Source organism: Steroidobacter flavus (genome assembly GCF_042651805.1).
GTDB classification, from domain to species: domain Bacteria; phylum Pseudomonadota; class Gammaproteobacteria; order Steroidobacterales; family Steroidobacteraceae; genus Steroidobacter; species Steroidobacter flavus.
This window is the reverse complement of the sequence record NZ_JBHSDU010000001.1, coordinates 232,615-259,186: the sequence shown is the minus strand read 5'-3', so window position 1 is coordinate 259,186 and position 26,572 is coordinate 232,615. Positions and strand designations below refer to the sequence as shown.

General features: G+C 62.5%; 21 protein-coding genes. 9 read left to right on the top strand and 12 right to left on the bottom strand.

Translation table 11 applies throughout. From position 1 onward, the window contains the following. Positions 1-38 precede the first annotated feature (38 nt). Positions 39-1,322 (bottom strand): PQQ-dependent sugar dehydrogenase, encoded by a 1,284-nt coding sequence (locus ACFPN2_RS01135; RefSeq protein WP_380594140.1) that lies wholly within the window; start codon positions 1,320-1,322, stop codon positions 39-41. A gap of 73 nt (positions 1,323-1,395) precedes the next feature. On the opposite strand from ACFPN2_RS01135, the gene ACFPN2_RS01130 reads away from it, so the two are divergent. Further along, positions 1,396-3,519 carry a spermidine synthase gene (locus ACFPN2_RS01130; protein ID WP_380594138.1) on the top strand — a complete coding sequence of 708 codons (2,124 nt, stop codon included), beginning with the start codon at positions 1,396-1,398 and terminating at the stop codon, positions 3,517-3,519. On the opposite strand, the gene ACFPN2_RS01125 is transcribed toward ACFPN2_RS01130, so the two are convergent. The 6 genes from ACFPN2_RS01125 to ACFPN2_RS01100 form a co-directional block, all read right to left on the bottom strand. Next, positions 3,512-4,522 (bottom strand): ATP-grasp domain-containing protein, encoded by a 1,011-nt coding sequence (locus tag ACFPN2_RS01125; RefSeq protein WP_380594136.1) that lies wholly within the window; start codon positions 4,520-4,522, stop codon positions 3,512-3,514. The two genes, ACFPN2_RS01130 and ACFPN2_RS01125, sit on opposite strands and share 8 nt — an antisense overlap. A 75-nt stretch (positions 4,523-4,597) precedes the next feature. After that, positions 4,598-5,194, bottom strand: a complete 597-nt coding sequence (locus ACFPN2_RS01120) for a BON domain-containing protein (protein WP_380594134.1) — start codon at positions 5,192-5,194, stop codon at positions 4,598-4,600. 80 nt (positions 5,195-5,274) lie between these two features. Beyond that, a complete protein-coding gene (locus ACFPN2_RS01115) occupies positions 5,275-6,447 on the bottom strand; it encodes a glycosyltransferase family 4 protein (protein ID WP_380594132.1) in 1,173 nt (390 codons plus the stop codon). After that, positions 6,444-7,595: a DegT/DnrJ/EryC1/StrS family aminotransferase gene (locus ACFPN2_RS01110; RefSeq protein ID WP_380594130.1), complete on the bottom strand. Its 1,152-nt coding sequence runs from the start codon at positions 7,593-7,595 to the stop codon at positions 6,444-6,446. The genes ACFPN2_RS01115 and ACFPN2_RS01110 overlap by 4 nt, the downstream gene beginning before the upstream one ends. Positions 7,596-7,701: 106 nt before the next feature. Further along, positions 7,702-7,917, bottom strand: a complete 216-nt coding sequence (locus ACFPN2_RS01105; protein WP_380594128.1) for a hypothetical protein — start codon at positions 7,915-7,917, stop codon at positions 7,702-7,704. Between the two features lie 110 nt (positions 7,918-8,027). Further along, positions 8,028-8,999, bottom strand: coding sequence for a glycosyltransferase family 2 protein (locus ACFPN2_RS01100; protein ID WP_380594126.1), 972 nt, complete (start codon positions 8,997-8,999; stop codon positions 8,028-8,030). Positions 9,000-9,113: 114 nt separating this feature from the next. Between ACFPN2_RS01100 and ACFPN2_RS01095 the strand changes: the two genes are divergently transcribed. Both ACFPN2_RS01095 and ACFPN2_RS01090 read left to right on the top strand, forming a co-directional pair. Beyond that, the gene (locus ACFPN2_RS01095; protein WP_380594124.1) at positions 9,114-10,451 is read left to right on the top strand and encodes an MFS transporter; all 1,338 of its coding nucleotides are present in this window, start codon (positions 9,114-9,116) and stop codon (positions 10,449-10,451) included. Between the two features lie 41 nt (positions 10,452-10,492). Next, positions 10,493-11,419, top strand: coding sequence for a LysR family transcriptional regulator (locus ACFPN2_RS01090; protein ID WP_380594122.1), 927 nt, complete (start codon positions 10,493-10,495; stop codon positions 11,417-11,419). On the opposite strand, the gene ACFPN2_RS01085 is transcribed toward ACFPN2_RS01090, so the two are convergent. Genes ACFPN2_RS01085 through ACFPN2_RS01075 form a run of 3 tightly spaced genes read right to left on the bottom strand, consistent with a single transcriptional unit; the run spans position 11,407 to position 14,325 of the window. Continuing rightward, entirely contained in the window at positions 11,407-12,207 is an 801-nt protein-coding gene (locus ACFPN2_RS01085; RefSeq protein WP_380594120.1) for a hypothetical protein, read from the bottom strand. The genes ACFPN2_RS01090 and ACFPN2_RS01085 overlap by 13 nt on opposite strands. A 13-nt stretch (positions 12,208-12,220) precedes the next feature. Then, complete coding sequence (locus tag ACFPN2_RS01080; protein ID WP_380594119.1) at positions 12,221-12,916, bottom strand: aspartate/glutamate racemase family protein; 696 nt, start codon at positions 12,914-12,916, stop codon at positions 12,221-12,223. After that, on the bottom strand, positions 12,913-14,325 hold the full coding sequence (locus ACFPN2_RS01075; RefSeq protein WP_380594117.1) for a serine hydrolase domain-containing protein: 1,413 nt from the start codon (positions 14,323-14,325) through the stop codon (positions 12,913-12,915). The genes ACFPN2_RS01080 and ACFPN2_RS01075 overlap by 4 nt, the downstream gene beginning before the upstream one ends. 170 nt (positions 14,326-14,495) lie before the next feature. Here ACFPN2_RS01075 and ACFPN2_RS01070 point away from each other — a divergent pair, with 170 nt between their 5' ends. Further along, a complete protein-coding gene (locus ACFPN2_RS01070) occupies positions 14,496-16,808 on the top strand; it encodes a TonB-dependent receptor (RefSeq protein WP_380594115.1) in 2,313 nt (770 codons plus the stop codon). Between the two features lie 23 nt (positions 16,809-16,831). Here ACFPN2_RS01070 and ACFPN2_RS01065 read toward each other — a convergent pair whose 3' ends face one another. Then, complete coding sequence (locus tag ACFPN2_RS01065; protein ID WP_380595268.1) at positions 16,832-18,445, bottom strand: amidase; 1,614 nt, start codon at positions 18,443-18,445, stop codon at positions 16,832-16,834. Positions 18,446-18,627: 182 nt separating this feature from the next. Here ACFPN2_RS01065 and ACFPN2_RS01060 point away from each other — a divergent pair, with 182 nt between their 5' ends. Together ACFPN2_RS01060 and ACFPN2_RS01055 are read left to right on the top strand one after the other, a co-directional pair. Next, positions 18,628-20,037, top strand: a complete 1,410-nt coding sequence (locus tag ACFPN2_RS01060) for a serine hydrolase domain-containing protein (protein WP_380594114.1) — start codon at positions 18,628-18,630, stop codon at positions 20,035-20,037. A 293-nt stretch (positions 20,038-20,330) separates the two neighbouring features. Further along, positions 20,331-21,020 carry a PEP-CTERM sorting domain-containing protein gene (locus ACFPN2_RS01055; RefSeq protein ID WP_380594112.1) on the top strand — a complete coding sequence of 230 codons (690 nt, stop codon included), beginning with the start codon at positions 20,331-20,333 and terminating at the stop codon, positions 21,018-21,020. On the opposite strand, the gene zwf is transcribed toward ACFPN2_RS01055, so the two are convergent. Continuing rightward, a complete protein-coding gene (gene zwf, locus ACFPN2_RS01050) occupies positions 21,017-22,480 on the bottom strand; it encodes a glucose-6-phosphate dehydrogenase (protein ID WP_380594110.1) in 1,464 nt (487 codons plus the stop codon). The two genes, ACFPN2_RS01055 and zwf, sit on opposite strands and share 4 nt — an antisense overlap. Positions 22,481-22,664: 184 nt before the next feature. On the opposite strand from zwf, the gene ACFPN2_RS01045 reads away from it, so the two are divergent. From ACFPN2_RS01045 to ACFPN2_RS01035, 3 genes are all read left to right on the top strand, one after another. After that, the gene (locus tag ACFPN2_RS01045; protein WP_380594108.1) at positions 22,665-23,126 is read left to right on the top strand and encodes a hypothetical protein; all 462 of its coding nucleotides are present in this window, start codon (positions 22,665-22,667) and stop codon (positions 23,124-23,126) included. A gap of 102 nt (positions 23,127-23,228) precedes the next feature. After that, positions 23,229-23,987 (top strand): TfpX/TfpZ family type IV pilin accessory protein, encoded by a 759-nt coding sequence (gene tfpZ / locus ACFPN2_RS01040; protein ID WP_380594106.1) that lies wholly within the window; start codon positions 23,229-23,231, stop codon positions 23,985-23,987. Between the two features lie 182 nt (positions 23,988-24,169). Beyond that, the gene (locus tag ACFPN2_RS01035; protein ID WP_380594104.1) at positions 24,170-26,572 is read left to right on the top strand and encodes a TonB-dependent receptor; all 2,403 of its coding nucleotides are present in this window, start codon (positions 24,170-24,172) and stop codon (positions 26,570-26,572) included.

Sequence of the window (26,572 nt, the reverse complement as noted above, 5' to 3'; positions counted from 1 at the left end):
GTCACTCTGCGCGACGCACGCGATCCTCACCAGCCGAATCAGCTCTTCCGCCCGATCCTCAACAGCTGTCCGTCCGCCGCTTCAGTCACGACGTACACGGCCCCATCCGGGCCTTGCTTCACATCGCGAATGCGGCTGCCGCGATCCTGCAGCAGCCACTCTTCGCCGACCACCTTGCCATCCTGCATCTGCAGACGGACGAGCTTGGTGCTGCCCAGGCCGCCGACGAACAGATTGCCTTGCCATTCGGGGAACAGGGCGCCGTCGTAGAACATCATGCCGGAGGGGGCGATGACCGGGTCCCAGTAGTAGACCGGCTGTTCCATGCCTTCCTTCGCGGTGATGCCCTCGCCGATTTTCGGGCCCGCATATTCGATGCCATAGGTGATGACCGGCCAGCCGTAGTTCAAACCGGCTTGCGGATGATTCAACTCATCGCCGCCGCGCGGACCATGTTCGATGGTCCACAGTGTGCCTTGTGCATCGAGCGTCGCGGCCTGGACGTTGCGATGGCCATAGGACCAGATCTCCGGCTTGGCATCGCTGCGACCGACAAAAGGATTGTCGCTCGGCACGCTGCCATCGGGATTGAGGCGCACCACCTTGCCGAAGTGGCTGTTCAGATCCTGCGAGTGCACGCGCGTTTCGGGGAGCGAGCGCTCGCCGAGCGTCAGGAATAATTTGCCATCGGGTGCGAACACGATGCGCGAACCGAAGTGCAGTTTGGAATCCCAGGTCGGCATCTGGCGGAACAGCACTTTGACATTCTCGACGCTGCTCTCATCCGCCGATATCACGCCCTTGGCGAGCGCGGTGCCATTACCGCCGTCGCGCGGTTCGGCATAGCTCCAATAGATGGTGCGATTGGTGGCGAATTGCGGATCGAGGGCGACGTCGAGCAGGCCGCCCTGGCCCTCGAAATAAACTTTCGGCAAGCCCTTCAACGGCGCCGAGACCTTGCCGTCCTTGCCGACGATGCGCAGGTTGCCCTGGCGCTCGGTGACCAGGATGCGCTGATCCGGCAAGAATTCGAACGACCAGGCGCCGTTCAAGTCTTTCGCGACCACCGAAATATCCAGCGGGAATTCGCTCTTGATGCCGGGCGCACGCGTCTGACCGGCAAACGCGGGCTTGAAGTCCGTGCCATTCGGCGGCCGGGTCTCGAGTGGTGATCCGGCAGCGGTGGGTGGTGAGGCCGATGCAGCAGGGGTACTCGCATCCGCCACGGGCGGCGCAGCCTCGCGCGAGCAGGCGGCACACAGAGCCAACAGCGACAGAGTGGCCGCTTTCAGCAGCGATGAATGCTTATACGTCGGATGCATACGTTGTCTCGCAATGTCTCGTTGGTTGAAGTGGCTGGGCATGTTGCGGAGTATATGCGCTATCCTCGGCCCAATGAGCGCCTCCACCGTCGGATCGCTGCCCAAAGCCTGGGCTTACAGGACACCGCTATACGCCGTCACTGTGATCGTCGGCGCGTGTCTGTTGTTCCTCGTGCAACCGCTGATCGCGAAAATAATTCTGCCCTGGTTCGGCGGCACATCCGCGGTGTGGAGCGCGGCCCTGGTGTTCTTTCAGGCCTGCGTGCTCGGCGGCTACAGCTATGCCCACTGGCTCACGACGCATGTTTCGCCGCAACGGCAAAGTCTGATTCACGGCGCATTGTTGATCGTCAGTTGTCTGATGATGCCCATTCTGCCGGCGGAGTCCTTCCGGCCCGAAGGCGGCGGCGAACCGGCGCTACAGATCCTGCTGCTGTTGACGGTGACTGTGGGCTTGCCGTCGCTGATGTTGAGCGCCACCAGTCCGTTGCTACAGGTCTGGTACATGCGTCGAACGGGCAGCGAGCCGCCGTATTGGCTGTTCGCATGGTCCAACGCAGGCTCGCTGTTGGCGCTGCTCAGCTTCCCGCTGTTGCTGGAGCCTGCCTTCACCTCTCGCACGCTCGCGTTGGGATGGAGTGCGTTGTTTGTGGTGTTCGCCGCGCTGTGTGTCGGTCTCGCGTATCTCAACAGCAAACAAACTGTGTCGCAGGCGGTGGAAGTTGCCGAGCCCGTCGCCAAGGCAAACGACGCTGCGCCGACGGTGGGGCGAATGGTGTTGTGGTTGTTGCTGTCGGGATGCGCGTCCGGATTGCTCGTCGCGGTCTCGGCAAATCTCAGTGCCAACGTCGCGCCGATTCCGCTGCTCTGGGTGGTGCCGCTCGCACTGTACTTGTTGACGTTCATCCTGGCCTTTGGCAATCACCGGGTCTATCACCCGACCTGGTTCTTTCCGCTGGTGGCCCTGTCGCTGGGCGGCCTCGCGTATCTGTATATCAACCGGCTGGAGAACTGGCCGATTCAATATGTGGTGCCAGCGTATCTGCTGAGTCTGTTCTTCATCTGCATGGCCTGTCATGGCGAGCTGGTGATGCGTCGGCCGACAGGGCGATACCTCACGCGGTTCTACTTGATGATTTCTCTGGGTGGCGTGATTGGTGGCGCATTCGTTGGCTTGATCGCGCCCAACATCTTCCACACATACGTCGAGTTTCCGCTGTTGGTGGTGTTGATTGCCGAGCTGTATGTGATGCTGCAATGGTATCGGCGCGGCGCGCGTCGCACGCTGTGGCTGTTTCGTATCGTGATGATCCTCGGCGTGCTCACGTTGATGGGCGAGCTGCTGCGGGCGGAGTACCAGGATCGCCGCGAGAGCGTGCTGGTGCAGAGAAACTTCTACGGCACGCTGAGCGTGCAGGACGATCCGAGCTCCTTCGAACTGGCGCGTCGTTATTTGATTCACGGCACGATCAGTCACGGCTACCAGTATTTGCACGAGGAGCTGCGCCGTCTGCCATCCTCGTATTTTTCCAAGCACTCCGGCGCCGGGCTCGCGTTGACGGCGCTGCAATCGGAAGGGCCGGTGCGGATGGGCGTGGTCGGCCTGGGCGTCGGCGTGATGTCAGGCTATGTGAGAAACGGCGACTACGCGCGCTTCTACGAGATCAATCCGGCCGTCGTCGATATTGCAGACTCGTACTTCACGTTTCTGCCGGCCGCAAGGAAAGATGGTGATGTGAAGGTGCTACTCGGCGACGCGCGGTTGACGCTGGAAGATCAGTCGCCCCAAGCGTTCGATCTGCTGGCCATCGACGCTTTCTCGAGCGACGCCATCCCGACGCATCTGCTCACGCACGAAGCGTTCGAGCTGTACTTCAAACATCTGAAACCCGATGGCGTGCTGGCCGTGCACATCTCGAATCGATACATCGATCTCGTGCCGGTGTGCGCGAGATCCGCCGAGCACGTGAATCGATCGGCCCGAGTGGTGCGCAGTATCAGCGATGGCACTTACGACACCAGCATCTGGGTCGTCGTGACCTCAAATCAGGAATTGCTGGCTCGGCCCGAATTCCAAAACGCCAATACATACAAGGCGACCGCGGCCCCGTCATTCCATGGATGGACGGATCAATACAGCAGCGTCTGGCCGCTGATGCATCTTCGGGGCACCGCGCACGCGACCGTGGCTAAGTAGGTTCGCGCACCGGGGCGGGAGTCGGGCGACTGTCCAGACGGACCGCGTTACGCAGCGAGTCGAGCAGGCGTTGCCAGGAGCTGCGACGACGAACCTGCGCCGGCAAGCCGAGGCGATCCCGCATGGCGCCGAAGATCGCGTCCGGCACGCTGATGCGACAGGCTTTTTCCAGGCCTTGGAAGCCGGGCGAGGAGTTCGCTTCGCAAATCCGAAAGCCACCGTCGTCGAGCAGGATGTCGACCCCGGCGACGTCCAGGCCCAGGACAGTTGCTACGCGAACCGCGAGTTCGGCCATCTCGGGTGGCGGCTCGAACGCCGAGCCCACGCCGCCCAACGAGATGTTCGATTTGAAGCTGCCGTCGGTGGAGCGACGCTCCATCGCGGCGACGGCGCGACCATTGATCACGAGCACGCGCACGTCGCGGCCGTGGCTCGCCTTCACGTACTCCTGAAAGATGAAATCGGCGCTCGACTGCGCGCCGTCGAGCAGGGTGGCGAGATCGTTGAACTGTTCGCGATTCGCACACAGCAACACGCCATTGCCGCGAGTACCACGCAAAGTTTTCACGACCACCGGAAAGCCCAGCTCGCGCTCGATCACGTTCACGTCGACAGGAAATTTACCCAGGATGGTTTTTGGAATCGGCAAGCCGGCGCCGGACAGGATTTGCAAAGTTTGCAGCTTGTCCGCGACCGCTTCGACCGCGGCCGGGCTGTTCACCATCGCGATGCCCTGGCGCTCGAAATGTCGAAGCACGGCCAGCGTGAAATAGCTGGTCTCGCTGCCGGTGCGCGGAATGATCAAGTCGGGCTTGGGCAGCTTGCGACCTTGATAAACCGCGGACCAGCCTTCGGTGGAATCGACGATGAGCTCGAAATCACGGGGATTGAGCACGTCGAGGCGAATGCCCGCTTGCGCGGCGGACTGCTGGAAGCGGAAGACTTCCGCTGCTTCGGGAACGTCGCGACGAAGTTCCCGATGGAAAAGAAGCCAGCAATGCATGCAACGGTCCTCGTCATTGAGGTGAACAAACTCGCATGCTGCCCGCGCAAGCGCGGCATGTCCATTTCAGAGTGGTTACAGATTTCGCGTGTCGTCGACGACGCGAAGACTGTTGATCACGTCGCGCACACCAGACAAGCGCTCGATCAAATCTTCGGCATGCCGTTTCTGCATGCGAGAGCGCACCGTGCCGGTCAGTATCACTTCGCGATCTTTCACCATCACTTCGATGTCGCTCGCATCGATGTGATCGTCGTCAGTGAGGCACTGACACACATCCTCCTTGATGCGCTCGTCGGAGCGACTATAGCCGCGCGGTCCCATACCGCTGAACTCGCCGCGAGGCCGGCCGCCATATACCAGCTCGTCGAACTGCTCGCTATCGGCCTCGCTGCGCCAGGGCGTCGTCGGCAAGCCGAACTTCGAGCCGAAGTAATCGGAGTCGTAAGTGGAGCCGGCACGCGCGAGCGGATGATCGCCGTAGAACGGATTGTTGCTCGAGCCGCCGTATTCGACGTGGCGGCGTTCGTCGTCGAAATCCCGGTACACGTCCGAGCCGTAACGGGCGTCGGCTTCCTCGTGCCAGGATTCGCGCGACAGCGGATCCAGCGGATAGCGGGTGTGCTCGTCACGATGACGACGGCCCCCGCGAAACAAGTCTCTCAATGCCATGGTCGTGTCCTCGCACTTCGGTGATTTCCCGACGGCTGCGCGCACAGCGCAGCTCAGCAAGGAACAAACGGGTTGGCCTTTCAGCGGTTCCCTGCGGAATGGCGCAGCAGGACCTCATCGTAGATTTCTTTCAGCCGGGCCGCGCTCACACGCTCGTCGAAATTTTGCACGACGTGCTCGCGTCCCTTAGCCGCTTGCGTGCGGAGAGCTTCAACATTATCGAGCGCTGCGGCCATCGTTGCGCTCAGCGAGCTGATCGAGTCTTCGCTCGCGAACATCAAGTACGGCAGAGCGCCGTTCGATTCATAAGCCTTCAACCGATTCGTCAGCACCGGCACGCCGCACGCCAGGCTCTCGAGAAACGTGACCGGGAAGGCGTCCATGTGGGGGAAGTTCACCGTGAAGTCGGCGGCGACGAACAGTCCAGGCTGTTGTTCATAGGGCATGCTTCCAACCCAGCGCACCCGCGACGCGATGCCAAGCGCTTCGGTTTGCTGTTGGAGAGATGCGAGCGATGTGCCGACGCTGTGGCCGAAGGTTCGCATGATCAGATAGGCGCGCTCGCGCGCGGCGGAGGGCATGCCTGCGAATGCGGCGATGATCTCGCCCGGTCGATATACAGCGCCGAGTTGTCGCGCCGACAGGAAGACGAGGGCGTCGGGTTCGATCTGCCATCGCTGCCGCCACTCGGCGCGTTCCTTCGCGAAGTCAGGATGGAAGAGCTTTGTGTCGATCCCGATCGGCAGCGTCGCGGCCGGAACTCGGGTCCCAGCCAACAGATTCGCGGTGGTCGCGCTGTCGTCCGCGTCGACGATGAGCAGATCGAGCGCACGAAGGGCGGCGCCGATACGTTGCCGTGTTCGATCGTTCGGGGCCGCTTGGGCCGGCACGTTCAAGTCGCTGCCCCAGGCCGTTGCGATCAACGGGCGACCGCCCGCGAGACTCACATCGAGCACACGCTCATCCAGCCACTGCACGTGACAGAGATCCGCGTTGGCCGATACCAAGAGTGGTTTGAGACGCCGTTTGTGGAGAAACGATAGCGCTCGGGTCGTCAGCAGTCCGTCGAGACGGCGCATGCGTCGCGGATACTTGCGCTGGTCGACGCCGGGAACAGGTTGCGACTGCGCGCCGGCGTGTTCGATCAGCGTCACCTCGCAGCCTGCCAGCTGCAACAGCCGCAGATAGCGTCGGCAATGAATATGCATCTGGCCGCCCTGCCCAAACGGGGCGGCAAACAGGATGACTTTCACTCAACTGCACGCAGGATGTGCGTGATCTCGTCGACCTGCTCAGCGCGCAAGCCCGGATGCATGGGCAAGGTGATCGCGCGGCTCGCGAATTGATGCGTCAATGCCAGCGGCTCGGGAAAGCGTCCCCGGAAGCCGCTGAATTCCAGGATGGAAGGGTAGTGCATGCTCGATTGTATGCCCGCTTCGCGCAGCGCATGGGCTGCGTTAGCGCGCATCTCGGCAGAAGCCGCCACCGCGACCATCAAATGACCGGAGGAATGTTCGATCTGGTCGGCGAACACCATGGTCCAACGCTCGGCGTCCCGCAGTCCCTCGCGATAGCGTGCCAACAATTGCTGTCGCCGTTGGTTGCCGGCAAGGAGTTTCGCGAGTTGCACCCGGCCCAGGGCGGCATGCAACTCATCGAGACGATAGTTGAAGCCCGCCAGCGCGATGTCATAGGAGCCCGGCCGGCCGTGGTGACGTTCCCAAGAGGAGCGCGTCATGCCATGACTGCGCATCATCTGGATGCGCTCGCCGAGATCGTCGCGGTTGGTCACCAGCATGCCGCCTTCGCCGCACGCCAGATTCTTGTTGGCGTAGAAGGAAAATGTACCGAGATCGCCGATGCTGCCGGCCATGACGCCGTGAGGCTCGCGGCCCTGCGGATCGTGATAAGCGGCGCCAACCGCGTGGCAGGAATCTTCGATCATGGCCACGCCACGTTGCTTGCACAATTCTCGCAGCTCACTCATGCGGGCGAGATTGCCGCCGTAGTGCATGGGAACGATGGCTTTGGTCCGGGGCGTGATGAGTCGTTCGACGTGCCCGGGATCGAGGGTGGGTTCGGCGAGACTGCAAATATCCGCGAACACTGGCGTGGCACCGGCGAGCAAGGTCATGTTCGCGGCGGCGACGAAATTGATCGCGGGCTGGATGACTTCATCGCCGGAGCCAAGGCGAATCGCATGCATTGCCAAATGCAGGGCGGCGGTGGCGCTGGAGACGGCAAAGGCGTGGCGGGCCGACTGCATCTGCGCGAACTCACGCTCGAACGCGGCCACTTCAGGACCCATGGACAACCACTTGCTGGCGATGACCCGTTGGGCGGCCTCAGCTTCCTCGACGCCGTAGTCCAGCACGGATAACGGCACGCGCCAATCAGTCAAGTTTCGGTACTCCCCGCGCGTGCCAGAAACTATTAATTAGAGATAAAGGGCAGCCGCGCGCTCACCGCCCCGTACGCGAAACGCTGCGAGTGCGTGCTTTGTTTCCTCACGGCGCGTCGATGTGCGGTTCGGGAAGATAACTGGTCGTTATCGGCGGCTTCTGAGGAGGATCGGTGACCAGGCTGACCGTGGCGACCGCGGCCGCCAGCAAGGCCAGGAGAAACAAGGCCCAGTGGCGCCATCGCCAGAGGCGCCGAGCCCATTCGGCCGACACCGAGCCGGCGCCCAGGTCCCTGTGCAAGACTACTCTACCGAATGCCATCGCCACTCCTGCGGTATTCGTCTTTCAGACGCCGCTGGGTTGAGATTCAGGACATCGACATGTATTGAGTCATCGTAGTCGTTGCGATGCCATACGGGGAAGCGACAGCGCTACTTCAACAATCCCTGTGGCAAAGCCGCGAACAAGCGCAACGTGCTTTGGAATTTTCTCAGCCCCGGGCCGGGCAGCTTGTAGCCTTCTCGATAAGCGCGAAAACCGGCACGCGCCTGGCCGGCCTTCATCAGAGAGATCGCGGTGTCGAGCTGCGCTCTACCAAGACGCTCCCGATACGGCCCCACATCGCGCTCGCGAGTCACATGCGGCGCGAGGGCTTTCAAGCCGTCGAGGCGTTGCACGGCCAGGTTGCCTGGATCGAGCGTGGCTTTGCAGTCGTGCCGACGCACGATGGCGAGAATGTCATCGGTGAACACGACCATGCCTTGCATGAAAGCCTGGAGCGCGAACATCGTATTCGCGCCGAGCCCCAAGCTGGGTTCAAAACGCAGTCCTTCGATCGCGCTCCGTCGGAACATCATCACCTGCAGGTAGGCGGGAATGTCACTGCAGGCCACCAGCGCGCCGAAGGCCCGGTCTTGGGGAATGCGACCGTGTGCGTTGGGCGCGTCTTTCAACAGCACCGGACGTTTGATCTCGGGATAGTGGCGAAACTGATCGCCGAGCATCTTGCCGGTCGCCTCGTCGAGGTGCACGAAATTGCTGAAGGCGCAGGCGATGCCCGGGTCTTCGCCAAGATAGTCATGCATGCGCTCGACGAAGGTGGGGCTCCAGCGATCGTCGGGATACAGAAACGTGATGAATTCGCCGCGGGTCGCTTCGAGGCCGACGTTGCAGGCAGCGGCGAGGCCGGCTTGCGGCTTGCGGATGTACTGAATCCGGCGATCTTTGTAACGAGCGACGACTTCCGCCGTATTGTCGGTGGAGCCGTCGTCGACGATCAGAATCTGCCCGACCGGCAAACTCTGGGCGAGGATGGAATCGAGCGCTTCGGCGAGGAAAGGACCGCCGTTGTGACTGGGCACGATGACGCTGACGGACGCTGGGGCGGGTTCGGGCTTGGACATGCGTGCATTCTACCTGCGCATTGATGGCAGGCATCAGCGATGGCGATGATTGGGGCTGCGCTCGGGTGGCTCGCGCAATGCTAGGCTGGAACAAATTCCAGCGAATCGGACCCCATGAGCCGCGCCATCGAGCTTCGCTCCCTGCTGAATCGTACGCCGCTGGGTGCTTTTCGCTGGCAAGTGGTGTTGTCGTGCTGGTTGATCGCCGTGCTCGACGGGTTCGATGTGCAGTCGATGGCGTTCGTGGCGCCGGTGCTGGCGCCGCTGTGGCAGATTCCGAAAGCAGTCATGGGCCAGGTGCTGACAGCCGGCGTCGTCGGATTGCTGGTCGGTTCGCTGCTCGCGGGCCGGCTGTGCGATCGTTACGGTCGTCGGCCCATCCTGCTCGGTGCCGTGTTGCTGGTCAGCGCCGGCAGTCTGCTGTCCTCGCTCGCAGCGGATGTCACTCAGCTCATTGCCACCCGCGTTGTGACTGGCATTGGACTCGGCGGCGTCACCGTTGCCTGTCTCGCACTCACTGCCGAATACGCACCCGATAACGCTCGGGCTTCGGTGGTGACGGCCATGTATGTGGGCTTTCCGATCGGCGGCAGTCTCGCGGGCCTGGTGGCCGCGCCGTTGATTGCCCAATTCGGCTGGCAAGGCGTGTTCGTGCTTGGCGGGCTCGCGCCGCTGCTGCTCATTCTGGCGTTGTGGCGATCGATTCCGGAGTCGCTGCGATTCAGTGCGCTGGCGGGCGAGGCGCCCGAACGAGTCGGTGCCATCCTGAGCCGGATCGCGCCCGATTATTCCTATCAACCCGGCGACCGATTCGTGGTGGAGCAGGCACCGGCAGGACGAGCGCGGCTGTCGCAGTTGTTCTCTGACGGCCGAGGCTTGGGCACGGTGCTGTTCTGGTTCATCTGTTTCGCGAATCTGTTGGTGCTGTACCTGCTGATCAACTGGCTGCCTTCCATTCTCAAACAGGCGAACGCGTCGCAGGCCGCGGCCAATCTGGCGGCAGTGATGTTCAACGTCGGCGGCATCCTCGGATCGGTGGCGCTTGGGCGGGCCGTGGACAAGCTGGGTGCGGTTCGCACGTTGACGGTGGGCTATTTGCTCGCGGCCGCGACGGTGTGGTTGCTGGCTCGCGCGGATGGAGGTTCGATCCTGGCCATCATCGCGCTCGCCGGTGCAGGCGTGATGGGAGCGCAGTTCTGTGTCACGGCGGTCGCGACCACTTTTTATCCCACTGAGATTCGTTCGACCGGCGTCGGTGCAGCATTGGGCTTCGGACGCGTCGGCTCGCTCGCCGGGCCTTTGTTGGGCGGCTGGGCGCTGGGGGCGGGAATGGCGCCGGCGCAGATCTTCGTTTCGCTGGCCGTGCCGATGTTGGCCTGTGGCCTGGCGACTCTGCTATTGGCGGGGGCCTTCGGTGCCCGCCGCGTTGTCGAACAGCCGGGCGTCGCATAGGATCGAGGACGGTGTTACCCGACCATGCGACGTCATTGGGAATGAACGAGCACCTCCGGCGATTCAATCTCAATCTGCTGCCCATCCTCGACGCGCTGCTCGACACGCGCAATGTGACGCGCGCGGGCGAGCGGTTCGATCTCACGCAGCCGGCGGCGAGCGCCGCGCTGGCCAAGTTGCGTGCGGCCTTTGGCGATGAGTTGCTGGTGCCGGTCGGTCGCGATCTGCGCCTGACGCCCAAAGCCGAGCGTATTCGCGAGCCGGTCCGGCAACTGCTGGAATTGCTCGAGACGGCGTTTCAATCGAACGACCTGGATCCGGCGGGCTGGTCCGGCGAATTCATCATGGCGACGGCCGATGCGGTAGCCGCCCTGGTGTTGCCGAGCCTGATCGACAAGCTGGACAAGGTTGCGCCGGGGCTGACCTTGCGAGTCACCAACATCACCCGCAGCTCGGTCTCGAACCTGCGCAGCGAGGACATCGACATGATCGTCGCGCCTCCGCAGATCATCGACGACGCCGCGCTGATGTCGCGTCGTTTGTTCAGCGATCGTTTCGTGGTCGTGCACTCCAAGGATCATCCGCCGCCGCCACAGCACGAGCTGAGCGAGTATATGAAGCGCGGCCACATCGCGACCGTGATCGATGCTCCTCATATCGGCGGGCCGCCGCGCAGTTACTTCAGTGCTGAGATCGATCAGTTACGCAGCACGCAGCGGAATGTCGCGGTCGTGCCGTACTACTCGTTGCTGCCGCTGCTGGTGAGCGGCACGTCGCGACTGGCGCTGGTTCAGGAGCGGCTAGCGAAACGGTTGATGGAATTCCTGCCCGTCTCCTATGTCGATCCGCCGTCGCCGCTGCCGCCGCTGGATCTGCATATGTTCTGGAGCCCGAAGTACAACGACGATCCGCGTCACGTGTGGTTGCGTAACTCTGTGTTCGAGGCGTGCGAGCCTTATCGCACCTGAGCGGATCGCGGAATCGACAGCGCCGGCACCGCGACGTTCTTGCTCATGCGCGGCTTGGTTCGATAGCTTGCAACCTGGCCGAGCACGGTCTGCACATCCCGGCCCGCACCGAGCACCGTATCGATCGCGGCATTCGTATGTTTGAAGAAGCCGTTGATCGGGTCGTCGAACTCGCCCCACAACAAATGAATACGATTCCAGGCCGGCAATGAAGCGTCGCGATGCACGACCTCGAGGCCTTCGAGAATCTGCACCTGATAACTGTCGCCCTGACGCACCAGCTGCGCGCCGACCGGGCCCATGACTTCCTTCATGAACTGTCGATAGTCGAGCCAGTGCGCTGCGGGGATGTCGATATATTCGATAGCTGCGTGCTGATTCGACGGCCACTCGGCGTAGCGGGGCGAGGGCACCGGGATCGCTGTGCCGGCCTGCGCGGGACGTTGCAGGAGCTCGTTCGATAAATAGTCGATGCCCTGACTGGCGAGGTTTGCAACCGTGAGGCCATGAGCTATCTCGGCTCGAAGTACCTCCTCGGAACTGGCGTGCTCACTCAATTCCAACAGGATGAAATATTCCCAGTCGCGCACTGTCTGCGACGAGGTCTGCAGATCGACGTCGCCGACTTTACGAAGCGTCTGCACCGAGGCAAGCAGGCAATCCCGATACAACTGTCGCCAGACGGGCAAGGCCGTTTGCGACAACAACTTGGTGAACTGAGTCGGGGAGAGCCCGGGGGCGTCGAAGGTTTTCGCGATGAACAGGTAGCGACGATCCGCGTCGGTCATGATGATCGTTCCGTCAAGCCAGTGCGGCATCGACTAAGCAGTGGCAGTGGATCCGGGCGCCATCGAGTAGCGGCACGGGAGCATCGAGGGCGCTCAGTAGCGGCGAGAAGTCGGTGGTGGCGAGCAGCAGTGCCTGCGCACCCTCGTGGACTTGTTGAAGTAACAGCTGCTGTAACGTTTGTGTCGAGCGCTCGGTCAACGCGCCGGCGGCGAGTTCGGAGAACACGATTCGATCCAGCGCTGCGTGCATGTCGCGAGGCGGTGGCATCAGCTGCGCACGGCTCAGGGTGCCGAGCTGGGACATTAGTGCCGTGTCCTGCAACGCATAGCTCGTCGCCCACACGGCGATCCGTTCGTAGCGCGCACTGCGCACGGCCGCGCCGATCGCCTGAGTGAGATCGACGAAGGGCACGGAGCTTTGGTGCAAAGGACGGGCATAGCGATGGCCAGTGAACGAGGCGATAGCGAGCAAGTCCGCGTTCGCCGCGCGCAGATCCTCGCCCGCATGAAACATCACTCGCTCGAGCGTGGGAACATCGTCGGCCTGTTTCAGCAGCGGCTCGAGATCCAGGCTGCGAATGATCATGTGCGCGCTGTGATGGCCGCCGAGCCGACGGCGCACCTCCAGATTGATGTAACGGTAGTAATCCGCGGTTGCCGCCCACGAGATGCCGCCGATCAGGCCGATGCGCTTCATCGTCGAGGTCACGGCGTAGCTCGTTCGGGGAACGACGTGATGACCCGACGTAACAGCGTCACCGGCGCGTCAAACGCAACGGCGCCGGTGAAGTTGAAAACACTGTTGAGCCACACCAGGACCAGATCCCGCTGCGGGCACACGACCAGGAAGCTCGAGCCGACGCCTTGATGACCGAAGCAGCCCGACACGCCGGCCATGTTCAACATGAGCTGCGCGCCGTAGTCGGGAGCGGAGGCGAGCGCCGGTTGCGTCGAATACGCGACCCAGCCTTCGGGAAGAATACGCTGGCCATTCCACACGCCATCGTTGGCAAACAAGAAGCCGATACGCGCGAGGTCTTCCGCGCCGATGAACAATGTGTGTCCGGGTGTGAAATTGCCGGCGGGGTCGAACTCGGTCACAAACTGACGAGCGCCGATGGGCTCCAGCAGTTGCTCATGCAGAGTCTTGAGTAGCGGCGCTCGCGTGCCGGCCCCGATCTTCGCCTGCAGCAAGCCGCCCAGCAGTGTCGCGGCGCCCGTGGAATATTCGAAGTGAGTGCCGGGCTGAGCCTCCAAGGTGCGCGCGGTCATGTAGCGCTGCTCATCCATGCTGCCCGCGCCACCGAAGAACAGTTCATACCCGTTGTCGCCAGGCGCCCAGAACTGCTCGTCCCAGGACAGTCCGCTGACCATCTTCAACAAGTCGTCATAGGTGATCTTGCCGCGGGCATCGCCGGACTTGCGCCACTCGGGCAGGTTCACTGCCTCCTTGACTTGCAGTTTGCCTTCGCGAACCAGCAAGCCCGCGAGCAAGTTGTTCTGAGTCTTCGCAATCGAACCGACGTAGAAGAGGTTGTGCGCGCTGTAACCGGGCGCGTATCGGTCGGCGACGACTCGACCGCCGCTCACAACCACTGCAGCTCGCGCGAAGCCCTGGAGCGGGCCGGTCGCCGAGAATCCCTCCGTCAGGATCGCATCGAGTTGTTTCGTATCGACGCCGGCTGGCACCGTTGCTCTCGGCAGCGGATCGGAGTCGGGGGACTCGGCAGGAGTTGCGTTGGTGGATGGGGGCGGTGCTTGCACGGTCGTCTGCGTCACGCAACCGCCGCCATCGGCGAGATAGCGCGACTGTGCGAGCACCCGTTCGCCTTCGAGCAGTTGCACCCAGCCGCCATCGACGGTGCGTGTGATATCCAATCGTTGCTTGTTGGACGTGAGCAACGGCGGTGCCGGGTCGGGCGAAGCGTAGCGCCAGATGGCGGAGCGCCCGTCGGCGCATTGCTCGAGCGACATGCGCTGGACAAACACGCACGAACAAACGGTACGAGCCTTGAGACGAGCGAGATCGGCCGGCGCCATCTTGCCCAATTCCAGGGCACTCGCGTGACCGGCGGTGAGCAACAGACCCAAGCTGGACAAGGAGGCGAGGCGACGCATGTGAAATCCCGTAACCCGATGCACCGAAATAGTAACGGCCACCGGCCCGCTCGTGCGCTCATACCTGCCATCAATGCCGGCGCATGGTTGCCCTGGCGGCACTGTGCAAGTCTCTCGGCACACAACATTGGCGGGCTGATTCGTCAGCCAGCGCCATAGGGGAGAGGGTCATGCGGAAGCGATCGTTGACGCCCGTATTGGGCATGGGACTGCTGTGTGCCACCGCGGTCGGTGCACAGGAAGCGGATTCACTGGGGCTCGAAGAAGTCGTGGTGACCGCGCAAAAGCGCGAGCAGTCCATCCAGGAGGTGCCGATCAGCGTCACGGCGTTCAGCGCCGAAGACATCGAGCGCAACCGCATTCGCGGCGTCGCCGACTACGTCGAGCAGACGCCGAACGTCTCGTATCCGGACACCGGCGAGATGGGCTTCAGCCAGGTCGTGATCCGCGGCCTGCAGAACTTCGGCGGCAACGTGAATGCGTTCGGTGTGTATCTCGATGAGTTCAGTCTGGCGCCCTCGGGCCTGCAGATCAGCATCGATCCGGAATTGCAGGACGTCGATCGGCTCGAAGTGCTGCGCGGTCCGCAGGGCGTGGCGTTCGGACGGAATGTGATCGCAGGCGCGGTGAATATCACTTCCCGCAAGCCCGGCAACGAGCTCGAAGGCGATGCCCTGATCGACTATGGCCGCTACAACACCCATCTGGTGAAAGCCGGCGTGTCGTTGCCGCTGGTCCAGGATGTGCTCGCCATGCGCGTGACGGGTTTCCACAGCGAGTCCGATGGCTTCATCGACGACCTGGGCCCGGGCAACAACACCAACGATTACGAGAACTACGGCGGGCGCGTCGCGTTCCGTTTCACCGGCATCGACGGGCTGACGGCCGATGCGGCGGTGACGTTGTCACGCAAGACTCGAGGGTTGCCGAGTGCGGTGCCGGGGACGGATCTGCCGCCGGACTCGTTGTTGTTCGGTCCGTTCTTCGGCGCCGAGGTGCCGTTGGATGGAGGCGAGGGCCGCTGGCCGCAGAATCGCGACAAGGTCAGCACCAACTTGCCGACCGAGCAATCGGTCGACACGAACATTTATCAGCTGCGGCTCGCCTACGACTTCGGCTCGGCCTCGCTGGTGTCGGTCACCGGCAAGATCGAAGCGGACTATGACTATTACGGTGAAGCCGACATGACGGCGGGCGACTACACCTACATCGACGAAGTCATGGGGCTCGATTCCTTCAGTCAGGAGCTGCGCCTGCAATCGAACTCGGGCGCGCGTCTGAACTGGTTGCTCGGGGTGATTTACTCCGAGGATGAGAGCACGCAGCTGGAATCGTTCGGCGGCGGCGTGGATGGCTGGGCCGGCATCAATAACATCGTGACCTTCGTTGCGAATCCGGCGCGTCAGGCGCAGGAGCTGGCACCGCTGCCGTCGTTCCCGTTGGTTCGCTCGCCTCTCAATAGCTTCGGCGGCGATACCGAGAGCGTGAGCAAAGCGGCCTTCGCCGAAGTGGGCTACGAGTTCACCGATAAGTTCAGCTCGATGCTCGGCGTGCGTTACACCCGCGATCGCATTACGACCGACTTCCGTCGCTTCGGCGACTTCTCACCGCCGGGCTTGCTCGCAGGTGTGCTCGAGCCGTTCTATTTCACCGCCAAGGGCGAGACGACTTACGATGCTCTGACCCCGCGGCTGACGTTGCAGTACAAAGCGAACGATTCGGTGAATTTGTATGTGAGCGCTTCGGAAGGCTACAAGTCCGGCGGTTTCAACGCACAGGCGGCGGCGTTCGCTGCGGACATCGATGCGTTCGACTTCACTTACGATCCGGAAAAGGCCTGGAACTACGAAGCCGGCATCAAGACGCAGCTGCTCGACAACCGCCTGCGGTTCAACGCCGCGGTGTTCTATATCGATTGGAAGGATGTGCAAGTGTCCGCGTTCGATCTGGAGACATTGAGCAGCCTGACTCAGAACGCCGCCAAGGCGACGGCGCGCGGCGTTGAACTGGAAATGCTCGCCATGCCGATGCGCGGACTCACCGTCAGTGCCGCGCTTGGCTATCTCGATGCGACCATGGAGGAGTTTCGCAATGCCGTGGTCGATGGCGATGTCGTCGACGTGTCCGGCAACGAGCTGCCCTATGCGCCGCGTTGGAGCGCGAGCGCCTCGGCTCAGTATGAAACGACCCTCGGCGCCTGGCCCGATGCCACCGGCTTCGCGCGTATCGATTACAGCTTCCGCGACAGCCAGTACGATGACATCGGCAATCGCGTGCGCGACGAGCTGCCGTCGTACTCGCTATGGAATCTGAGCGCCGGTGTCACCAAGGGCAGCTGGCGAGTGGCCGCTTACATCGAGAATCTGTTCGAGAGCGAATATCACCTGAGCCCGAGCGACGTGCAGGACCGCCTGCCGTTGAGCGGCGATCTGGTCGACGTTCATCCGCGCATCTACGGCGTCACTGTGAGCTACCAGTACTGATCCTCAGGCCAGTGACGCCCCGGTTAAGGTGACGGCACGGCCGGGGCGAACGCTCGTTCCTGCGTTTCGATGGAAGGAATGAACTTCGGAACGATGCGCGCCTTCGCTCGCTGCTCAAACGCGTAACCCGCCGAGAGCAGCACGTCCTCGGACCACGGTGCGCCGATGAAGGAAATGCCCAGCGGCAAGCCCTTCAACTCACCCATGGGCACGGTGAGATGCGGATAGCCGGCCACCGCGGGCAGAGAGGTGAAGGAGCCGGGCGAGCGCGTGCCATTGATCGAATCGACGCGCGGGGCGACACCGGTGCTCGGCGCGACGATCAAATCCAGCTGATGCTCGGCCAGCATCTTCATGATGCCCTGGACACCGGCGAGCCGTTTGCCATCGGCACGCGCCGTCATGTACTTCGCATCGCTCAGCGGTGGCATCGCGTTCGCTTTCTCGAACGTATCCTGACCGAACAACGCCAGCTCCGCCGGCGTCTTCTTGTTGAACTCGATCAGCTGCTCCAGCGAGCGCACGCCGATCTTGGCAGGCGAACCGGCGAGATAGGCGTTGAGGTCGGCTTTGAACTCGGCGTGGAGCACGACGTCTTCGGCCTCATCGAGCCCCGGCAGGTCCGGCAGCTTGATCTCGATCAGCGTGGCGCCGCCTTCTTTCAAGTGATTGAGCGCACGCTCGTACACCGGCGTGACATAGGCATTGCGGCCCGGCGGATCGAATCGCAGGACACCGATACGCTTACCTTGCAGCGCTGTGGGCACGAGGCCCTTGGTGTAATCGGATTTCGCGCAACCGGCCGACGGCGGATCGCAAGCAGGCGCGTCGCCTACCAGCGCGGCCAGAAACAGTGCCGCGTCTTTCACGTTGGTCGCCATTGGACCCGCCGTGTCCTGACTGTGCGAGATCGGAATGATGTATTTGCCGGAGAGCAGACCCAGCGTGGGTTTCAAGCCGACCACACCGTTCATCGCCGAGGGACAGATGATGGAGCCGTCGGTCTCTGTGCCGATGGCGACCGGCGCCAGGCCCGCTGCGACAGCCGCGCCACTGCCGGCGCTCGAACCGCAGGGCGTGCGATCGAGCACGTGGGGATTCTTGGTCAAGCCGCCGACCGCGCTCCAGCCGCTGGTCGAGCTGCGCGAGCGGAAGTTGGCCCACTCACTCAAATTGGTCTTGCCCAGAATGATGGCGCCGGCGGCACGCAGGTTCGCGGCGATGGGCGCATCCCGACGAGTCACGTTGCCGATCAAGGCCAGCGAGCCGGCGGTGGTGGGCATGGGATCGGCGGTTTCGATGTTGTCCTTCAAGAGCACGGGGATGCCGTGCAGGGGACCGCGCGGCCCTTTGGTTTGCAGCTCTTTGTCGAGGGCGCGGGCTTGATTGAGCGCGTCGGGATTGATGGCGATGATGGAGCGCAGTTGCGGGCCGTTACGATCGATCGCGTCGATGCGCCGGGTGAAGGCCTGGACCAGCTCGACCGACGTGGTTTTGCGCGCGTCCAGATCGGCGCGCAGCTCGCTCAACGTGCGAGTGTCAGGCTCATCGGCCGCGTGCGCGACGCCAGCGCCCATCGACAATGCCACCACCATCCCCAACGAAAGACGCAGCGATGCCCGCAGGCTTCCCTTCATCGACAGCATTCTTGGTTTCCCCGTGCCTGGATTGGCTTTGTCGGGCAGGTATATCCAACCTGCCGCCCGGCCACAAGCGGCGCGAGGCCCGAACCGACAAGCATATGGCCCCCGGGGCAAAGTATCGGTGGCGACAGCCGGTATGCTCGCGGATCTTCTGTATACAAAGCGCGGGGATCAGCATGAGAACAACCAACCTGGCCACCGCGGTGGCTGCGACCATTCTCTGTGCCAATGTCGCGGCAGCCGACGTCGATCGGACTCAGCGCGTCGATCAAGTGTTCAAGGATTGGGCGCGCACCGACGGACCGGGGTGCGCGGTCGAGGTCAGTCAGGATGGCAATATCGTCCTGGAACGCGGCTACGGCATGGCGGATCTGGAGCAGGGCGTCGCCGTCCGCCCGGACACGGTATTCAACATCGCCTCGCTGTCCAAGCAGTTCACCGCCGTGTCGCTGCTGTTGCTACAGGAGCAGGGCAAGCTGTCGCTCGATGACGATGTCCGCAAGTATGTGAGCGAGCTGCCGGACTACGGCAAGCGCATCACGTTGCGTCACCTGGCCAATCACACCAGCGGTATTCGCGATCTGCCGTCGGTGCTCGCGCTCGCCGGCTGGAACTGGCTGGACGCGGTGCCTCCCCAATATGCGATCGATGTCATCGCCCGTCAGAAACATCTGAACTTCGAGCCCGGCAGCAAATATTCCTATAGCAACTCCGGCTACTACTTGATGGCCGTAGTTGTGGAGCGAGTCAGCGGCCAGCGCTTCAGCGAGTTCACGCGCGATCACATCTTTCAGCCGCTCGGGATGTTGCATTCCCGGTTCTATGATGATCGTCGGATGATCATGAAGAACCGCGCCATCGGTCACGTGAAGTTGCCGGGCGGCGGTTTCGGCGTGTGGCGCCCGACGTATGAGATCGTCGGCGATGGCGCCTTACTGACGACAGTGCAGGACATGGCGTTGTGGGATAGAAACTTTCTGTATCCCAAGCTCGGCCGCAATCCTCAGCAACTGATTGCCGACATGACTCACGTCGGCACGCTCAATGATGGCAAGAAGCTCGACTACGCGCTCGGATTGGTGATCGAGGACTATCGCGGTCTGCCCACGGTGGGACACGGCGGCAGCGTGCCCGGCTACAACACGTTCATGCTCCGATTCCCGGAGCAGAAGTTCGCCACTACGATTTTGTGCAACGTCGGCGGCGGCCCGGCGCGCGTGGCGGCCAAGGCAATCGCCGATATCTATCTGGAGGGCAAGTTCACGGAAGGACCGCAGCCACCGAAACCGCGTGAGGAACCGAACGTTCCGCCGCCGGCCGACCGTCAGCCGACAGTCGCGGAGTTGAAAAAGCTCGCGGGTAGTTATTACAGCGGGGAGCTGGATGCGAAATACACATTGAAGGTGGTCGGCGAGCAGTTACAAGCGGTGGTGGGCTATGAGGCGCCGTTCGCGTTGTATGCCGTCGATGGCCGTCGCTTTTATAGCAAGCAGCACGATGTGACTCTGACCTTTGGCGGCAAGGGCTTCGAGCTCGGCGCGGATGAACTTCAGGGCATAAAATTCGAGCGCGCGGCGCGCCGTTGAGGAAGCTGATCGACGCGGCGATTTGCGCACGCCGCGTCGAGGTTGGCGGCCGGCAAGAAGTCGGCTAGTTCATCTCCGGGATCCCATTCCGAGATCCGCGTCACATATTCATCCAGCCCTTCAGTGCGCGACGTCACAGTTGGCAGTCGATCCGAGCCTGCTCGAGCGCGACGATACCGCGACTGTCAGTGTTTCCCCTGTACAGCAACGCGACACTAGCGCGACATAACCTGTCAAGACATAGTGCGGCCCAGCTCGAGCAGCAGCCCGGGTTGACGGTTCAAGGAGCAGCGATGAAGCGCATTGTCTTGGCAACGGTATTGTCAGCAGGGTTGGCTTGCACGGCGCACGCCGGCATGGTCTCGGTGGGATTCAACGATTTCGATGCTTCGCCCGAATTCTCGTACGCCAACTATCAGAGCGCAGGCTCGATGGAGCCCTGGCAGAAATGCGCACGCTCCTATGGCAGCTCGGCGGTCGCGATCTCTTCGGACACGCTGTGCACCTATGAGACCAACTATGCGCGTGACTATCCGGACGCGCTGCTGTCCGACCGCGCGATCAACGATTCGGGCCTGCTGACGGCCTACGGTCCGTTGCAGATCACCGCGGATGGCGAGTTCACGCTCTCCAGCGTCGACCTGCTCAGCGGCTTGAACAATCCCGGCATGTCGTTGCGCTTCGATGCTTATTTGAACGGCGTGCTGACCTCGAGCTCGGATGTTTATTTCCCGGCGGCCGATCCGTCCAACTACGCCGCGTGGGTCGGCGGGCAGAGCTGGCTGTTCGGTTTCAACGGCGCGAATCTCGGCGTGATGGATACGCTGATCATCTCGGGCATTCCTGGCATCCGCGGCGACGGCAAGTTCTTCCTCGACAATCTGGTGGTCGACGCCGCCAATGTTCCTGAGCCTGGCACGATGGCCTTGTTTGCTGTCGGCGGCTTGGGCCTGCTGGCTCGCCGCCGCCGCAAGACCGCTTAACTTCCCAACTTATCCGGATCGCGCCACACGCGCTCGAAAGGCAATCGCCAGGCGCGTGGCGCGATCAGTTGATGGATCGCGTTCGGTCCCCACGAGCCTTGCGGATAGGGTCGGATCGGCGTCGGGTTCTCCAGCAGCGCTGTCGATAGCGCCCACAGTCGCTCGATGCCCTCGGCGTTCGTGAACAACGTGCGATCGCCGCGCATCGCATCCAGAATCAGACGCTCATAGGCCTCCAGCACGTCGCCGATCAGCCCCGTGTCGCGCATCGCGAATTGCAGGCTGAGCTTGTCCAGTTGCATGCCCGGCCCGGGGCGCTTGCCATAGAAGGACAATGACATCTTCGACTGGTCGGCGAGATCGAAGGTGAGGTGATCGGGACCCCGCTCGCCAATCCCGGAGCCAGCGGGAAACATACTCTTCGGCGGCTCGCGGAACGCTATCGAGATGATGCGCTGGCCCTCGGCCATGCGCTTGCCGGTGCGCAAATAGAACGGCACGCCGGCCCAGCGCCAGTTGTCGATGACGCATTTGAGGGCGATGAAGGTTTCAGTCTCGGACTGCGGATTCACGCCTTCCTCGGAGCGATAACCCGCGTACTGGCCTCGGACAACATCGCTTGGCTGAATGGGGCACATGCTGCGAAAGACTTTGTATTTCTCCTCGCCGATGGGAATCGGCTCGAGGGACGTCGGCGGCTCCATCGCGACGAACGCCAGAATCTGGAACAGGTGCGTGACCACCATGTCGCGAAACGCTCCGGTCGCCTCGTAGAACGAGGCGCGGGTCGCAAGCCCGATGCTCTCGGGCACGTCGATCTGGATGTGATCGATGAAATTCCGATTCCAGATCGGCTCGAACAAGCCGTTGGCGAAGCGGAACGCGAGAATGTTCTGCGCCGGCTCCTTGCCGAGGAAATGATCGATACGAAAGATCTGATCTTCCTTGAACACTTCGTGCAGACGGCGGTTGAGCTCGACGGCGCTCGCGAGGTCCACGCCGAACGGTTTTTCCATGACGATGCGAGCCCGATCGACCAAGCCAGCTTCGCCCAGCATTCGCACGGCGGATAACGCAGCGTTGGGCGGCACACTGAGATAGTGCAGACGACGGCTCTCGCCGGTGAACGTCGCTTCGGCTTTTTCGACCGCGGCCTTGAGCGCCGCCGGTCCCGCACTGAGTGGCACATAGTCCAGACTGTTGGCGAACTCCTGCCATTCGGCGTCTGCGACGGGACGGGCGGAAAACTCGGAGAGCGCCTGCCGTGCCAGGTCGCGAAAGCCATCGGAGCTCAGCTCGTCGAGCGACACGCCCACGATCCGACACCCCGGGATGAAGCCGACACTGGTCAGATGAAACAGGCCGGGCAGCAGTTTGCGTCGGGCGAGATCGCCGGTCGCGCCGAACAGCACCACGACCTGCGGAAAGCGCGGACCCACGCCAGGAGGAATTTTCGCCATCGAGCTCGTCCGAAACGAAAAGCAGCGGGCAGCATAGCTCACTGAGCGCGGCTGCTGATCGCCACATGCCACAGCACGTACGGCCTGGCCGCAGACATTTGTCGGCCGATTCGCTAGATTGCACCCATAACTCGCCGGTGCACGGAAACAGGGCGTAGAAAATGCCCTAAACGGGGGACCAGTCATGCCGCGCAATCGCGCCGCTTACGCCATTTTGTGGGGTGGGCTCATCGCCGGGCTCATCGATATCAGCTACGCGGTCGGCTTTTCGGCCACGCGCGGCGTGCCACCTTCGCGCATCCTGCAATCGGTTGCGAGCGGCTTATTGGGCTCGCCGGCGTATCAAGGCGGCCATGCCACCGCGACCCTCGGCCTGATCCTGCATTTCGTGCTGATGATGATCATCGCCGCGATCTTTTACTTCGCCAGCACCCGCCTGCGGTTTCTGGTGGAGCGGCCGGTGGGGTGGGGCGCGTTGTACGGTTTCCTGGTGTACTGGGTCATGAACCTGGTGGTCCTGCCGCTCTCGGCCTTCCCGAGTCAGGTCAAGTTCGTCCCGATTCTGCTGATCACCAGCCTGATCGTGCATGCCTTCGGCATCGGCGTGCCGATCGCGCTCGCCAGCCGCAAGGCCCACGCGATGTGATCTATCGCACAGGTCGGCCGATTGCGGCCGGCCCGGATTTGGCAGCCCGCGGGGTCGCGGCCGATAATTCGGGGCTGGCGCGTTAGTCGGAGACCCTGGTCCATGATTGCCTGGCGCGAAAAGTTTCGTGCGCTGTCGCTGCATTTCCTGATCACACTGGGCATGGCGGCACTCGCGGCCGCGATGATTTTCTTCGTATGGTTCCCCGATCCGTTCCAGACCCTGATGGGCGGCACCAAGCTGTTTCTGCTGATCGCCGCCTGCGATCTGGTGCTGGGGCCGCTGACCTCGCTGGTCATCTATAACAGCAAGAAATCGCGTCGCGAGCTGCTGTTCGATTACAGCGTGGTCGGTGCCGTTCAGCTGGCCGCATTCATCTATGGCGTCGTGGCGATCGCCCATGCGCGTCCCGTCTACGTGGCGTTCGTGCACGATCGGTTCGAAGTCGTGCTCGCCGACGATCTCAAGGACGCGGACTTGCAGGCGGCCAAGGATCCTTCCTATCGCACCATTCCGCAGTGGGGCCCGCGACTGATTGCCACCCAACCGCCGACCGACGTCAAGGAACAGAACGATCTGGTCTTCCAGTCGTTGAACGGCAAAGATCTGCAAGTGATGCCTCGCTACTACGTGCCGTACGAGGCCGCGCAGGAGCGCGTGAAGCAGCGGGCGAAGCCTATGGATGCGCTCTACAAACATCATCCCGAGGCCCGACAAATGGTCGCGGACGCCAAGCTGAAGCTCCCCGAAGCGGAACTGCGCTGGCTGCCCATCCGCGGCAAATTGTTCTGGACCGTGCTGATCGACTCGAACGGCGGACCGCCGCTGGCGTATCTGCCGCTCGATCCGTACGAGTCCTGACCTCGGATCGTTTGGTTATTTATTAATACGATGTTATCGGCGTAACCGGAGTATTGGCGGCACAGCACGCCGCCTCGGGTAACAACTGTGCCGGAGCGGTGACTGAGTCACAACCGCTTCGTGACTGATCCGTTGACCGTTCAGGTCATAGATTGCACACCGCCCTCAGGGAGGGGCGCGGTATGCGGTCTCATCATATGAAACATTGGTTGGGGTTGGTCACGGCGCTGAGCAGCGGCGTGGCTCTGAATGTTCCTGCGTTCGCTCAGGATGCCAGCGGCGGCTCGGGCTCGGCCGAGCGCGATCTGGAGGAGGTGGTGGTCACGGCACGCAACCGCTCGGAGCTGTTGCAGGAAGTGCCGATTCCCATCTCGGTCGTGAGCGGCGCCACGCTCGATCGCGATCGCACCTTCACCGTTGCCGAGTTGAGCCAGCGTGCGCCCGGCCTGACTGCAACCACGCCGAATGCGCGCCGCTCCGGCATTTCGATTCGCGGCATCGGCAAGACCAGCGGCAACGACAACATGGAGCCCGCGGTCGGCGTGATCGTCGATGACGTCTTCCTGGGGCACGTCGGCATGACCTATCAGGACTTCACCGATCTTGAGCGCGTCGAGATCTTGCGCGGTCCGCAAGGCACGCTGCTCGGCAAGAACACCTCGCTCGGCGCGATCAAATACACCAGTCGCGCGCCGTCGTTCAGTCCCGAGACCAAGCTCGAGCTCGAAGGCGGTCTGAGCACGGAGTCCTATAAGGCGCGGGGCTCGTATTCCAACGCGCTCGTCGACGATCTGCTGGCGTTTCGTGCGTCCGGCTTCTACGACAATCAGGAAGGCGATATCGAGAACGTCGCCAACGGCGGGCACTGGCACGAGCGCAATCGCTATGGCGGTCGCGTGCAGTTCCTGCTTCAACCGAGCAGCACGTTGTCGGTGAAGTTGAATCTCGACGGTGCCTTCACGGACGAGAACAGCAACACCAAGCCGTTCATGGTCGATCCAACGACGTTGAACGACGGCTCGGTGCGCGCGACGACGTACACCACGCGGCTCGCCCGCGATTACTTCGGCGGTTACACGCCAATCATCGGCTCGTGGGACAAGATCGAGCTGGACATGGCGCGGCCGTTGATTACAGACAATTACGGCGCGTCCGCGGTTGTGACTTGGAATGCAGGCCCGGTGGAGCTCACGTCCATCACGGCGGCCCGTTGGTTTCACTTCGATGCCAAGAACGATCAGGAGCAGACCCGGTTTGCCATCGCCCGCAGCGGCACGCTGGTCGACACGCGCCAGATCTCGCAGGAGTTCCGACTCGCTGGCGACATCAACGATCGCATCGATTATCAGACCGGCATTTATCTGTTCAACATCGATACGGACACGACCAGCCGCAATACCTATGGCGCGGATGCCGGTGCGTTCTATGCGAGCGATTCGCAGTATCGAACCTTGAACACGGTCGCTGGCCGGCAGCTGTTGCAGGCGTCGTTGCGCGATGTGTTCTCGGTGACCAATCAGCAGCCGGTGTCGGACAGCGCCGCGGTCTTCGGCCAGGTGAACTGGCATCTGACCGAGCGTGCCAGCCTGACGCTGGGCTTGCGTCAGACCTGGGAGTACAAGACCAACGAAGTCTATCGGCGCACGACGCTGCTGAATGGCTCATCGCTGGTGTCGACCGGCAATGCCACGGCCGATGCGATTCGAGCGGCGCAGGCCGGCGCGGACTACGGCGTCATTGAAGGCCAGCGCATCAAGGACGACTCCATTGCGTGGTTGATCAATCCCAGCTTTCAGCTGACCGATGACGTGCTGGTGTACGCCTCCGCGAGCGCCGGCGAGAAGTCCGGTGCGGTGGCCTTCGATAACAATGGCGGCATCGCGAACGTCGAGCCGGAGAAGTCGTTGAACTTCGAGGCCGGCGTGAAGAGCCAGCTGTTCGAGAATCTGCTGACGTTGAACGTGAACGTCTATTACACCCGCGTGCGCGACTATCAAAACGTCACGAGCGAGCCCGATCCCACCTCACCAACAGGCTTCAGCTCGCGACTCGGAAACATTCCGGAGATCCGCGCGGTCGGCACGGAGTTCGATGCGGCGGTTCGAGTCACGGAGAATTTTCAGATTACGGCGGGCGGTGCATACAACGAGGCCGAGTACACCCATTGGTCGACGGCGACGTGCCCGCGCTCGTTCCCCTCGACGGTGGCGGTGTGTAACAACACGGGTCGTCAGATCGTGGGTGCACCTCGTTGGACCGGCATCGTCGGGTTCGATTACCAACTGCCGCTCGCGTCCGGGTTCGGCGCGCATTTCTTCGGCAATCATGTCTACCGCTCCAGGCACAACCTGGAACAGCTGCTGTCGCCTTATGGCGAGCAGTCCGGCTATTCGCTCACGGATCTGGGCGCGGGCATCACCCACGAGACGGATTCAGCGAAGTACGAGCTGAGCATCGTCGCGAAGAACGCGTTCGACACCCAGTACACCACCAGCGTCAACGATTTCAGCAACAGCGCGCCGGTGGGCTACGACGGTATCGGTCCGCGTCGCTACGTCGGCGTGATTTTGCGCTCCAGCTTCTGA

Coding starts and splice junctions, on each gene's coding strand:
- tfpZ (WP_380594106.1), top strand. CDS start 23,229: ATGATTGCCTGGCGCGAAAAGTTTCGTGCGCTGTCGCTGCATTTCCTG.
- ACFPN2_RS01100 (WP_380594126.1), bottom strand. CDS start 8,999: ATGTCCAAGCCCGAACCCGCCCCAGCGTCCGTCAGCGTCATCGTGCCC.
- ACFPN2_RS01065 (WP_380595268.1), bottom strand. CDS start 18,445: ATGAAGGGAAGCCTGCGGGCATCGCTGCGTCTTTCGTTGGGGATGGTG.
- ACFPN2_RS01085 (WP_380594120.1), bottom strand. CDS start 12,207: ATGACCGACGCGGATCGTCGCTACCTGTTCATCGCGAAAACCTTCGAC.
- zwf (WP_380594110.1), bottom strand. CDS start 22,480: ATGGCGAAAATTCCTCCTGGCGTGGGTCCGCGCTTTCCGCAGGTCGTG.
- ACFPN2_RS01035 (WP_380594104.1), top strand. CDS start 24,170: ATGCGGTCTCATCATATGAAACATTGGTTGGGGTTGGTCACGGCGCTG.
- ACFPN2_RS01045 (WP_380594108.1), top strand. CDS start 22,665: ATGCCGCGCAATCGCGCCGCTTACGCCATTTTGTGGGGTGGGCTCATC.
- ACFPN2_RS01120 (WP_380594134.1), bottom strand. CDS start 5,194: ATGGCATTGAGAGACTTGTTTCGCGGGGGCCGTCGTCATCGTGACGAG.
- ACFPN2_RS01105 (WP_380594128.1), bottom strand. CDS start 7,917: ATGGCATTCGGTAGAGTAGTCTTGCACAGGGACCTGGGCGCCGGCTCG.
- ACFPN2_RS01095 (WP_380594124.1), top strand. CDS start 9,114: ATGAGCCGCGCCATCGAGCTTCGCTCCCTGCTGAATCGTACGCCGCTG.
- ACFPN2_RS01125 (WP_380594136.1), bottom strand. CDS start 4,522: ATGCATTGCTGGCTTCTTTTCCATCGGGAACTTCGTCGCGACGTTCCC.
- ACFPN2_RS01070 (WP_380594115.1), top strand. CDS start 14,496: ATGCGGAAGCGATCGTTGACGCCCGTATTGGGCATGGGACTGCTGTGT.
- ACFPN2_RS01055 (WP_380594112.1), top strand. CDS start 20,331: ATGAAGCGCATTGTCTTGGCAACGGTATTGTCAGCAGGGTTGGCTTGC.
- ACFPN2_RS01130 (WP_380594138.1), top strand. CDS start 1,396: ATGAGCGCCTCCACCGTCGGATCGCTGCCCAAAGCCTGGGCTTACAGG.
- ACFPN2_RS01090 (WP_380594122.1), top strand. CDS start 10,493: ATGAACGAGCACCTCCGGCGATTCAATCTCAATCTGCTGCCCATCCTC.
- ACFPN2_RS01075 (WP_380594117.1), bottom strand. CDS start 14,325: ATGCGTCGCCTCGCCTCCTTGTCCAGCTTGGGTCTGTTGCTCACCGCC.
- ACFPN2_RS01060 (WP_380594114.1), top strand. CDS start 18,628: ATGAGAACAACCAACCTGGCCACCGCGGTGGCTGCGACCATTCTCTGT.
- ACFPN2_RS01135 (WP_380594140.1), bottom strand. CDS start 1,322: ATGCATCCGACGTATAAGCATTCATCGCTGCTGAAAGCGGCCACTCTG.